Genomic DNA, 11,600 nt, shown 5'->3' on the forward strand with positions numbered 1-11,600 from the left:
GTCTTCGACACCGCCCCCGTACGCCGTGCGCAGGGGCCGATCCTACTGCGCGCGCCGATGAAGTTCGTTCACGGGGTCGGAACCCTTCCACGGAGCGGCTTCTGAGTCCCCGTCGACGGGCCGCCGCAGCACACGGTTGCCGTGGGGGGTAAGGTGTCGCCGCGCCAACTCTCGTTCGGGCCGTGACAGTTCCGGTACCCGTCGAGACGAGGTCGCAGCCTTGCCGACACAGCCAACGAGGGGGAGAGGGCCGGTGAGCACAAACGCAGCGACCGGTTTCTGCCGGGTCACCGTAGTGGCACCGGACAGCCGGATCGACGTCGCCCTGCCGGAGGACGTCCCGCTCGCCGACATCTACCCCGAGGTGCTGCGGCTCTCCGGGCAGACCCAGGTGGACGGCACGCCGACCGGGTTCCACCTGGTCCGGCGGGACGGCACCGTGCTCGACAGCGGCCTGCCGCTGATCGCCCAGCAGGTCCGCGACGGCGACCTGCTGAGCCTGCGGCCGTTCGCGGAGTCACTGCCGCCGGCCGTCTACGACGACGTCGCCGACGCGATCGCCTCCGCGGTCGCCGCCGACCGCCGGTTCTGGAGCCCCGACCTGATGCGGGCCTTCGGCCTGATCGCCGGCACGGTGCTGCTCGTCCTGCTGGCCTTCGCGCTCTGGTTCTCCGACCTGCGGCACGACATGTACGGCCTGCCGGGGATCCTGTCCGGCGTCACCGCCGTGGTCCTGGTGACCTACGCCGGCGTGCGGGCCCGGGTCTACGACGACCACGCCGCCGCGCTCGCGCTCGGCCTCGGCGCGCTGCCGCACGCCATGCTGGCGGGCTCCGGCGTCATCGACGTCCCGCACGTCGGCGACGGACCGGGCCGGCTCCAGTTCCTGGTCGGCTGCGTCACCGTGCTGGTGGTCTCCGTCCTGCTGGTCGGCCTGCTGCCGGAGAAGGACTCGGTCTTCGTCGCCACGGCCTTCCTGGCCACTGCCGGCACCCTGGCCACCTTCGCCGCGGTGCTGCTCTCCGGCACCGCGATCACCGACATCGCCGCCGTCACCGGCGTCGCGGCGGTCGCCGTGATCGGCTTCCTGCCCGCGCTCTCCGCCCGCTTCGCCCGGCTCCCCGTCGGCTTCAGCGCCCCCGGCCAGACCCGCACCCGCGGCACCGCCTACGGCGAGGAGACCGACCGCGCCGAGACCGTCCAGTACGAGCGGATCGCCGCCCAGGCCCGCCGCGGCCACGAGGTGCTGGTCGGCCTGGTCGGCGGCGCCTCCGCCACCATCGTCGGCGCCTGCACCGTGCTCGGCTTCAGCGACCGCACCTTCGCCGAGCTGCTCGCCCTGGCGATCGGCGTGACGACCATGCTGCGCGCCCGGCTGTTCCGGTACACCGCGCAGGTCTTCGCGCTCACCATCGCGGGCCTGGCCGGCCTGTCGCTGCTGATCCTGGGCCTGTCCCTGCACACCCCGCTGCACCTGCTGACCTCCGGCGCCACCGGCGCCGACCTGCGCACGGTGTGGATGTCGGCCTCCATCGGGGCCGGCGCGGCGGTGATGGTCGCGATCGCGCTGATCGTGCCGCGCTCCGGGGTGTCGCCGTTCTGGGGCCGCATCCTGGACATGGTGGACAGCCTGATGCTGATCGCCCTGGTGCCGCTCGCGCTGGCCGTGCTGAACGTCTACAACATCATCCGCGGCGCGACCAGCTGAGCCGCGCTGGTATCGTAGGTCCGTCCGAGTCTTTTCAGAGCCTGTGTCGCCTACCAGGGTCGCTCGGCCAGTAACCGAAGGAGATGCCCGTGGCTCTCGCCGCTGACGTCAAGAAGCAGCTCATCGCCGAGTTCGGCCAGAAGGAGGGCGACACCGGCTCTCCCGAGGTTCAGGTGGCGATGCTCTCGCGCCGTATCTCGGACCTGACCGAGCACCTGAAGCTCCACAAGCACGACCACCACTCGCGCCGTGGCCTGCTGATCCTGGTCGGCCAGCGTCGCCGCCTGCTGCAGTACCTGGCCAAGAAGGACATCGAGCGCTTCCGTACCCTGGTGGACCGCCTCGGCATCCGCCGCGGTGCCGCCGGCGGCGCCCGCTGACTCCGCTCTTAGGGGCGGCTCCCCTGACCGGGGGAGCCGCCCTTCGGCGCATCCGCGCCACCCCGAAAACCACACCCTTCGGATGGACGCGAGCCGTAAAGCCGCGCTCGACGGGGTGTGAATTTGTAAGGTAAAGGGCATGCCCGCCCATGCGGGCAGCACGGCTTCACACGGAAGCCGCCCACACCGCAGGAGCGTCCACACGCCGACCGCCGCATGGCCGAGGCGCCGGTCCTCGGTAGTGGCCGCCGGGAGTCCCCGAGAAGACGGGGCCCGACCCGGTGGCTTCGATCGAAGACCGGCCCAGCTGCCCGGGCCGCAGGCAGGCAAGCGCTGGGACGCTCCTGGAAGACAGACGAAACAAAGAGGAGATCTTCCAGGTGGAAGAGAACGTTTTCTACGCCGAGGCCGTCATCGACAACGGCAGCTTCGGCACCCGCACCATCCGCTTCGAGACCGGCCGCCTGGCCCGCCAGGCGGCCGGTTCCGCCGTGGCGTACCTGGACGACGACACCATGGTGCTGTCGGCGACCAGCGCCTCGAAGCAGCCCAAGGAGCACTTCGACTTCTTCCCGCTGACGGTCGACGTCGAGGAGCGGATGTACGCCGCGGGCCGCATCCCCGGCTCGTTCTTCCGTCGCGAGGGCCGGCCCTCCGAGGACGCGATCCTCACCTGCCGCCTGATCGACCGCCCGCTGCGCCCGTCCTTCGTCAAGGGCCTGCGCAACGAGATCCAGGTCGTCGTGACCGTCATGGCGCTCAACCCCGACCACCTGTACGACGTGGTGGCCATCAACGCGGCCTCCGCCTCCACCCAGCTGGCCGGCCTGCCGTTCTCCGGCCCGATCGGCGGCGTCCGCGTCGCGCTGATCAAGGGCCAGTGGGTGGCGTTCCCGACCCACTCCGAGCTCGAGGACGCCGTCTTCGACATGGTCGTGGCCGGTCGCGTCCTGCCGGACGGCGACGTGGCGATCATGATGGTCGAGGCCGAGGCCACGACCAAGACCATCGCCCTGGTCGAGGGCGGCGCCGAGGCGCCCACCGAGGAGGTCGTCGCCGCCGGTCTGGAGGCCTCCAAGCCCTTCATCAAGGTGCTCTGCGCCGCCCAGGCCCAGCTCGCCAAGCAGGCCGCCAAGCCGACCGGCGAGTTCCCGCGCTTCCTGGAGTACCAGGACGACGTGCTGGCCGCGCTGACCTCCGCCGTCAAGGACGAGCTGGCCAAGGCGCTGACCATCGCCGGCAAGCAGGAGCGCCAGAACGAGCTGGACCGGATCAAGGGCGTCGCCGCCGACAAGCTGCTCCCGGAGTTCGAGGGCCGCGAGAAGGAGATCAGCGCCGCGTACAACGCGCTGACCAAGAAGATCGTCCGCGAGCGCGTCATCAAGGACAAGGTCCGCATCGACGGCCGCGGCGTCACCGACATCCGCACCCTGGCCGCCGAGGTCGAGGCGATCCCGCGGGTCCACGGCTCCGCCCTGTTCGAGCGCGGCGAGACCCAGATCCTGGGCGTCACCACGCTGAACATGCTGCGCATGGAGCAGCAGCTCGACACGCTCTCCCCGGAGACCCGTCGCCGCTACATGCACAACTACAACTTCCCGCCGTACTCGGTCGGCGAGACCGGCCGCGTCGGCTCCCCGAAGCGCCGCGAGATCGGCCACGGCGCGCTGGCCGAGCGGGCGATCCTGCCCGTCCTGCCGACCCGCGAGGAGTTCCCCTACGCGATCCGCCAGGTCTCCGAGGCGCTGGGCTCCAACGGCTCCACCTCGATGGGCTCGGTCTGCGCCTCGACCATGTCGCTGCTGAACGCCGGTGTGCCGCTGAAGGCCCCCGTCGCTGGCATCGCCATGGGCCTGATCTCGCAGGAGATCGACGGTGAGACCCACTACGTGACCCTCACCGACATCCTGGGCGCCGAGGACGCGTACGGCGACATGGACTTCAAGGTCGCCGGCACCCGCGGCTTCATCACCGCCCTGCAGCTCGACACCAAGCTCGACGGCATCCCGGCCTCGGTGCTGGCCGCCGCGCTGAAGCAGGCCCGCGACGCGCGCCTGCACATCCTCGACGTCATGAACGAGGCCATCGACTCGCCCGACGAGATGTCCCCGAACGCGCCGCGGATCATCACCATCAAGATCCCGGTGGACAAGATCGGCGAGGTCATCGGCCCCAAGGGCAAGATGATCAACCAGATCCAGGAGGACACCGGCGCCGAGATCACCATCGAGGACGACGGCACCATCTACATCGGTGCCGCCGACGGCCCGGCCGCCGAGGCCGCCCGCTCGACGATCAACCAGATCGCCAACCCGTCCATGCCGGAGGTCGGCGAGCGCTACCTGGGCACCGTGGTGAAGACCACCACCTTCGGCGCCTTCGTGTCGCTGATGCCGGGCAAGGACGGCCTGCTGCACATCTCGCAGATCCGCAAGCTGGCCGGTGGCAAGCGCGTGGAGAACGTCGAGGACGTGCTCGGCGTGGGCGCCAAGGTGCAGGTCGAGATCGCCGAGATCGACCCGCGCGGCAAGCTGTCGCTGATCCCGGTCATCGAGGGCGAGGAGGGCGGCGAGGCCGCCGCCGCCGAGTAATTCGCCAGAGCAACCGGTCAGGGGCGCGAGGCTCTGCTTGAGCCTCGTGCCCCTGACTCGTGCGTCAACCGACGGAGGTACCACCCCGTGGCCCAAATTCCGGCCGCGCGCCAGGCATCTGGCACCACCCGGACCCTGCTCAAGGGCGCCGACGGCGCGGGCACGGTCCGCCGCACCGTGCTCCCCGGCGGCCTGCGCGTCGTCACCGAGACCCTGCCCACGGTGCGCAGCGCCACCTTCGGCATCTGGGTCGGCGTCGGCTCCCGGGACGAGACCCCCGTCCTGAACGGGGCCACCCACTACCTGGAGCACCTGCTCTTCAAGGGCACCGCCCGGCGCGACGCCCTGGAGATCTCCGCCGCGCTGGACGCGGTCGGCGGCGAGATGAACGCCTTCACCGCGAAGGAGAACACCTGCTACTACGCGCGGGTGCTCGACACCGACCTGCCGCTGGCCATCGACGTGGTCTGCGACATGCTCACCGGCTCGCTGGTCCGGCCGGAGGACGTGGAGTCCGAGCGCGGCGTCATCCTCGAAGAGATGGCGATGGCGGAGGACGACCCGGGCGACGTGGTGCACGACCTGTTCGCCAAGGTGATCTTCGGTTCGGGCCCGCTCGGCCGCCCGATCCTGGGCACCCAGGAGACCGTCGGCGACCTGACCCGCGAGCAGATCGCGGGCTTCTACCACCGCCGCTACAAGCCGGAGAACCTGGTGGTCGCGGCGGCCGGCAACCTCGACCACGGCAAGGTGGTCAAGCTGGTCCAGAAGGCCTTCGAGCCGGTCCTGGCCAAGTCCACCGGCCACCCCGCCGAGGTCCGCCGCGGCGTCAAGGCGGTCCGCACCTCCGGCAAGGCCGCGGTGCTCAACCGCCCCACCGAGCAGGCCCACCTGGTGCTCGGCGTCCCCGGCGTGCCGCGCCACGACGAACGCCGCTGGGCGCTCGGCGTGCTCAACGCGGCGCTCGGCGGCGGCATGAGCTCCCGCCTGTTCCAGGAGGTCCGGGAGAAGCGCGGCCTGGCCTACTCCGTCTACTCCTACTCCTCCTCTTACTCCGACACCGGCCTGTTCGGCATCTACGCCGGCTGCCAGCCCAAGCGGGTCGAGGAAGTGCTGCGGATCTGCCGCGAGGAGCTCGCCCGGGTGGTCGCCGAGGGCATCACCGAGGAGGAGCTGAACCGCGCGATCGGCCAGATCTCCGGCTCCACCGTGCTCGGCATGGAGGACACCGGCTCGCTGATGAACCGGATCGGCAAGGCCGAACTCTCCTACGGCCACCACCTGTCGGTGGACGAGATGCTGGCCAAGATGGCCGCGGTGACCCTGGACGACGTGCACGCCGTCGCCCGTGATGTGCTGGGGGCGTACCGGCCCTCGCTCGCCCTGATCGGCCCGATCAACGACCGGCGGGCCGCCAAGCTCGCCGACCTGCTGGTCTGAGAGGACAACTGACATGACGCTGCGCGTCGCCGTGATCGGCGCCAAGGGCCGGATCGGCTCCGAGGCGGTCAAGGCCGTCGAGGCCGCCGAGGACATGGAGCTGGTCGCCGCGCTCGGCCGGGACTCGAAGCTGACCGAGCTGACCGACGCCGGGGTCGACGTCGCGGTCGAACTCACCCACCCCGACTCGGTGATGGGCAACCTCGACTACTGCCTGCACCACGGCATCCACGTGGTCACCGGCACCACCGGCTGGGACGACGTCCGGCTCGGCGAGGTCGAGGGCTGGCTGGCCGGGAACCCGGGCACCGGGCTGCTGATCGCGCCGAACTTCTCCATCGGCGCGATCCTCGGCATGAAGTTCTCGCAGGTCGCCGCGAAGTACTTCGAGTCCGTCGAGGTGGTCGAGCTGCACCACGACCGCAAGGCCGACGCCCCGTCCGGCACCGCCACCCGCACCGCCCAGCTGATCGCCGCGGCCCGCGCCGAGGCCGGTCTGCCCCCGCAGCAGGACCCCACCACCCACAGCCTCCCCGGCGCCCGCGGCGCCGACGTGGACGGCGTCCCGGTGCACGCGGTGCGGCTGCGCGGCCTGCTCGCGCACCAGCAGGTGATGTTCGGCGACACCGGCGAGACCCTGACGATCCGTCACGACTCGATGCACCACGCCAGCTTCATGCCCGGCATCCTGCTCGGCGTGCGGAAGATCGCCGACCACCCGGGCCTGACCTTCGGCCTGGAACACTTCCTGGACCTGTGACATGACCTCTCGCACCGGCTTCTTCGTGCTCTCCGGCGTCCTGCTGCTGGTCTCCCTGATCTGCGTCGGGGAGGGCGTCCAACTGGTCGCCACCGGCAAGCCGCTGGGCATCGGCATCGGCGTGTGCGCCTTCGTCATCCCGCTGATCGGGGTCTGGTTCCTCCGGCAGACCATCCGCTTCGGCCGGGCCAGCGAACGGCTCGCCCGCCAGCTGGAGGCCGAGGGCGGGCTGCCGGTCGACGAGCTCGTGCGCACCGGCGGCGGCCGGATCGACCGCGCCTCCGCCGACGCCGTGTTCAACCGCCGCAAGGCCGAGGCCGAGGCCGCCCCGACCGACTGGCGGAACTTCTTCCGCCTGGCCGTCGCCTACGCGGACGCGGGCGACGTGCCCCGCGCCCGCAAGGCGATGCAGCACGCCATCTCGCTGCATGACCGGGATGCCTCGGCCGCCGCCGTAGACTGACCCGTACTCTCCCCAGACCTCAGGACGTTTTCCATGCGCGCTGTCGAACCCCAGGTCCACCTCATCGCCCGCCCCGAGCTCGACTACGACGAGGTCGCGGCCTACCTGCAGGACGTCGGCGGCGAGAGCTGGCTGGAGCGCGTCGACCGCGGCGACCTGGACGACGCCCAGAACCTCGCCGAGTTCGCCGGCCGGATCTGCTACCGCTCCTGGAAGCCGGGCCTGAACCCGAACGTCACCAAGGTCCGCACCGACCAGGACGTCTACCTGAAGAACATCCTGGCCAGCGCGCACGGCTCGGTGCTGGAGCACGTCTCCTTCACCTTCGTCCTGCACAACGTCAGCCGCGTGGTCACCCACGAGCTGGTCCGCCACCGCGCGGGCGTCGCCGTCTCCCAGGAGTCGCTGCGCTTCGTCCGGCTCGACGACATCCCGTTCTGGTTCCCCGAGTGGGCGCAGGAGGACCTCGAGCTGATGACCCGGGCGACCAGCCTGATGAAGGAGATCGAGGGGTTCCAGCACTGGATGGCCGACCACTTCGGGCTGGACGAGGAGGGCGTGAAGTTCCACGAGAAGAAGGAGAAGACCTCCTTCATGCGCCGCTTCGCCCCCGAGGGCCTGGCCACCGGCCTGGTGTGGACCGCCAACGTGCGCACCCTGCGGCACGTGATCGAGAACCGCACCGCGCCCGGCGCGGAGGAGGAGATCCGGCTGCTGTTCGGCAAGATCGGCGAGCTGATGGTCAAGGAGGCCCCTTCGCTGTTCGGCGACTACACCGTCGAGGACGGCGCCTGGGTCCCCGGCTGGCGCAAGGTCTGACGCCCCGTCGGCTGCCCTGACCTGCACCGACCGGCAGATGGACGGACTGTCCGGCATGTCTGGATTGCGGCTTTCTCGGCCGCTCCATACGCTCAGGACACGGATTCCGGTGCTGCGTGAACCCCCGAGCGCGCAGCACCGGAATCCCATGTCAGGCCCGGCTCCAGGCGGTCCGGACTGTCCAAACCCTGGACCTGCGTGGCTACCGACCACCGCCCTACGAGTAGCTTTGGATTCATGGCTCCGACCTCCACACCGCAGACGCCCTTCGGCCGGGTCCTGACCGCGATGGTCACCCCCTTCACCCCCGAGGGCGCGCTCGACCTCGACGGCGCCCAGCGCCTCGCCGCCCACCTGGTGGACTCCGGCAACGACGGCCTGGTGCTCAACGGCACCACCGGCGAGTCGCCGACCACCACCGACGCGGAGAAGGCCCAACTGGTCCGGGCCGTGGTCGAGGCGGTCGGGGACCGCGCCCACGTGGTCACCGGCGTCGGCACCAACGACACCCACCACAGCGTGGAACTCGCCCGCCAGGCCCAGGCCGCCGGAGCCCACGGCCTGCTCGCGGTCACCCCGTACTACAGCAAGCCCCCGCAGGAGGGCCTGTACCGGCACACCGTCGCCATCGCCGACGCCACCGACCTGCCGGTCATGCTCTACGACATCCCCGGCCGCTCCGGCGTCGCGCTCGAACTCGACACCCTGGTCCGCCTCGGCGAGCACCCCCGGATCGTCGCCAACAAGGATGCCAAGGGCGACGTCGCCGCAGCCGCCTGGGCCATCGCCCGCTCCGGCCTCGCCTGGTACTCCGGCGACGACATCCTGACCCTGCCGCTGCTCTCGGTCGGAGCCGTCGGCGTGGTCAGCGTGGTCGGCCACGTCGTCGCCGCCGAACTGCGCACCATGGTCGACGCCTTCACCTCCGGCGACACCGCCAAGGCGCTCGCCGTCCACCAGGCCCTGCTCCCGGTGTACGCCGGAATGTTCCGCACCCAGGGAGTGATCCTCTCCAAGGCGGCGTTGAACCTGCAGGGGCACGCGGCCGGACCGCTGCGCCTGCCGCTGATCTCCGCCACGGACGCGGAGATCGCCCGGTTGAAGGAGGATCTCGCCGCCGGCGGGGTACACCTGTAACCAACAACAGACGTGCGCGCCCCCGGCTCGCCGGACCCGACCGGGTCCGCCGCTGGACCGGGACCGAAGGCGCGCGGCAATCGGCAGTCAGGTAACCACGATGGACGCACGCCATATGCCGCCGGGGGAGGAACCCCCCGGGCATATGGCGTGCGTCGTGAGGAGAGTCTTTTGAGCCACCCGCACCCCGAACTCGGCGCGCCCCCCGCACTCAAGGAGGGCGCCCTCCGCATCACTCCGCTCGGCGGTCTCGGCGAGATCGGCCGCAACATGACGGTCCTCGAGTACGGCGACCGGATCCTGATCATCGACTGCGGCGTGCTCTTCCCCGAGGACGAGCAGCCCGGCGTCGACCTGATCCTCCCGGACTTCACCTACATCCGGGACCGCCTCGACAAGATCGACGGCATCGTCCTGACCCACGGGCACGAGGACCACATCGGCGCCGTCCCGTACCTGCTCCGGGAGAATCCGGACATCCCGCTGATCGGCTCGAAGCTCACCCTCGCCCTGATCGAGGCCAAGCTCGCCGAGCACCGCATCCGTCCCTACGTCCTGGAGGTCACCGAGGGCGACCGCGAGCGGATCGGCCCCTTCGACTGCCAGTTCATCGCGGTCAACCACTCCATCCCGGACGCCCTCGCGGTCGCCGTCCGCACCCCCGCGGGCATGGTCGTCGCCACCGGCGACTTCAAGATGGACCAGCTCCCGCTGGACGGCCGGCTCACCGACCTGCCCACCTTCGCCAAGCTGGCCGAGGAAGGCATGGACCTGCTGCTGGTGGACTCCACCAACGCCGAGGTCCCGGGCTTCATCCCGCACGAGCGCGACATCTCCGCCGCGCTGCGCAACGTCTTCGCCAACGCGGACAAGCGCATCATCGTGGCCTCCTTCGCCAGCCACGTGCACCGCATCCAGCAGGTCCTGGACGCCGCGCACGAGTACAAGCGCAAGGTCGCCTTCGTCGGCCGCTCGATGGTCCGCAACATGGGCATCGCGCGCGAGCTCGGCTACCTGAAGGTCCCCGGCAACCTGATCGTCGACGTCAAGACCCTCGACGACCTTCCCGACAAGGAGGTGGTGCTGATCTGCACCGGCTCCCAGGGCGAGCCGATGGCCGCGCTGTCCCGGATGGCCAACCGCGACCACCAGATCCGCATCGTCGAGGGCGACACCGTCGTCCTCGCCTCCTCGCTGATCCCCGGCAACGAGAACGCCGTCTACCGCGTCATCAACGGCCTCACCCGCTGGGGCGCCAAGGTGGTCCACAAGGGCAACGCCAAGGTGCACGTCTCCGGCCACGCCTCGGCCGGCGAGCTGCTGTACTTCTTCAACATCTGCAAGCCGAGGAACCTGATGCCGGTCCACGGCGAATGGCGCCACCTGCGCGCCGCCGCCGACCTCGGCATCGCCACCGGCATTCCGCGCAACCGCGTGGTCATCGCCGAGGACGGCGTCTGCGTCGACCTCGAAAAGGGCGTCGCCCGCATCGTCGGCAAGGTCCAGGCCGGCTACGTGTACGTCGACGGCTCCTCGGTCGGCGACATCACCGAGGCCTCCCTGAAGGACCGTCGCATCCTCGGTGAGGAAGGCTTCATCTCGGTCTTCGTGGTGGTCGACTCCACCAACGGAAAGATCGTCAGCGGCCCGACCATCCAGGCCCGCGGCTCCGGCATCGAGGACGGCGCATTCGCCTCCGTCGCCGGCAAGCTGGAGGAGGCCCTGACCCGTTCCGCGAACGAGGGCGTCCTGGAAGTCCGTCAGGTGCAGCAGCTGGTCCGCCGCACCCTCGGCAAGTGGGTGGCAGACAACTACCGCCGCCGTCCGATGATCCTCCCGGTCGTCGTCGAGGTCTGAGCCTGATTTGACCTGGGGCAGCCCGGTGCGTAATGTTCTCCGGGTTGCCCCACGGTCGTGCGGCTTCGCTCCTGGATTCGAATTCGTTCGGATCGGGGCGGGGAAAACAGGCCGAGAAACTCTGGTAGAGTTCGGGAGCGCCGAAAGGAAAAGCCCGAAAGGGAAATCCCGAGGCGAAAGCGGATCAGGGAAAAGCGGAAACGCGGATCTGATAAGCTGGAAACACGAAAGAACGAAGCGCCCGGAAGGTCGGTCGGAAGGCCGCCTGAAGGAAGTGTCCGTTCCTTGAGAACTCAACAGCGTGCCAAAAGTCAACGCCAGATATGTTGACATCCCCGGCCTCGAAATTCTTCGGGGTTGGAGATTCCTTTTGAAGTAAAACACTAGCGAGGACGCAGTGCGCAGGGCCGCCTTATTCCGGTGGTTGCTGTGCCGCTCTTTCGTG

The 11,600-nt window shown here is 69.9% G+C and carries 9 protein-coding genes; all 9 read left to right on the top strand.

Annotated features, from left to right (window positions below):
• Positions 1 to 253: 253 nt before the first annotated feature.
• The 9 genes from eccD to AB0K51_RS22375 all read left to right on the top strand — a co-directional run bounded on the left by eccD (position 254) and on the right by AB0K51_RS22375 (position 11,155).
• The gene (eccD, locus tag AB0K51_RS22335) at positions 254 to 1,708 is read left to right on the top strand and encodes a type VII secretion integral membrane protein EccD (RefSeq protein WP_363458247.1); all 1,455 of its coding nucleotides are present in this window, start codon (positions 254 to 256) and stop codon (positions 1,706 to 1,708) included.
• An 89-nt stretch (positions 1,709 to 1,797) separates the two neighbouring features.
• Positions 1,798 to 2,088, top strand: a complete 291-nt coding sequence (gene rpsO / locus AB0K51_RS22340; RefSeq protein ID WP_363458250.1) for a 30S ribosomal protein S15 — start codon at positions 1,798 to 1,800, stop codon at positions 2,086 to 2,088.
• A 380-nt stretch (positions 2,089 to 2,468) separates the two neighbouring features.
• Entirely contained in the window at positions 2,469 to 4,679 is a 2,211-nt protein-coding gene (locus AB0K51_RS22345; RefSeq protein WP_363458253.1) for a polyribonucleotide nucleotidyltransferase, read from the top strand.
• 87 nt (positions 4,680 to 4,766) lie between these two features.
• Entirely contained in the window at positions 4,767 to 6,119 is a 1,353-nt protein-coding gene (locus tag AB0K51_RS22350; protein WP_363458256.1) for a pitrilysin family protein, read from the top strand.
• A 13-nt stretch (positions 6,120 to 6,132) separates the two neighbouring features.
• Positions 6,133 to 6,879, top strand: a complete 747-nt coding sequence (dapB, locus tag AB0K51_RS22355) for a 4-hydroxy-tetrahydrodipicolinate reductase (protein WP_363458259.1) — start codon at positions 6,133 to 6,135, stop codon at positions 6,877 to 6,879.
• 1 nt (position 6,880) lies between these two features.
• Positions 6,881 to 7,342 (top strand): hypothetical protein, encoded by a 462-nt coding sequence (locus AB0K51_RS22360; RefSeq protein ID WP_363458261.1) that lies wholly within the window; start codon positions 6,881 to 6,883, stop codon positions 7,340 to 7,342.
• Positions 7,343 to 7,375: 33 nt separating this feature from the next.
• Positions 7,376 to 8,161: an FAD-dependent thymidylate synthase gene (gene thyX, locus AB0K51_RS22365; RefSeq protein WP_363458264.1), complete on the top strand. Its 786-nt coding sequence runs from the start codon at positions 7,376 to 7,378 to the stop codon at positions 8,159 to 8,161.
• 237 nt (positions 8,162 to 8,398) lie between these two features.
• Positions 8,399 to 9,298 carry a 4-hydroxy-tetrahydrodipicolinate synthase gene (dapA, locus tag AB0K51_RS22370; RefSeq protein WP_363458267.1) on the top strand — a complete coding sequence of 300 codons (900 nt, stop codon included), beginning with the start codon at positions 8,399 to 8,401 and terminating at the stop codon, positions 9,296 to 9,298.
• 171 nt (positions 9,299 to 9,469) lie between these two features.
• Positions 9,470 to 11,155, top strand: a complete 1,686-nt coding sequence (locus AB0K51_RS22375; protein WP_363458270.1) for a ribonuclease J — start codon at positions 9,470 to 9,472, stop codon at positions 11,153 to 11,155.
• Positions 11,156 to 11,600 lie beyond the last annotated feature (445 nt).

It is taken from the genome of Kitasatospora sp. NPDC049285, from assembly GCF_040678815.1.
Lineage (GTDB): Bacteria > Actinomycetota > Actinomycetes > Streptomycetales > Streptomycetaceae > Kitasatospora.

Excerpts from the sequence above, each read along its gene's own strand:
- dapB (WP_363458259.1), top strand. The coding sequence starts at position 6,133 with ATGACGCTGCGCGTCGCCGTGATCGGCGCCAAGGGCCGGATCGGCTCC.
- AB0K51_RS22360 (WP_363458261.1), top strand. The coding sequence starts at position 6,881 with ATGACCTCTCGCACCGGCTTCTTCGTGCTCTCCGGCGTCCTGCTGCTG.
- thyX (WP_363458264.1), top strand. The coding sequence starts at position 7,376 with ATGCGCGCTGTCGAACCCCAGGTCCACCTCATCGCCCGCCCCGAGCTC.
- dapA (WP_363458267.1), top strand. The coding sequence starts at position 8,399 with ATGGCTCCGACCTCCACACCGCAGACGCCCTTCGGCCGGGTCCTGACC.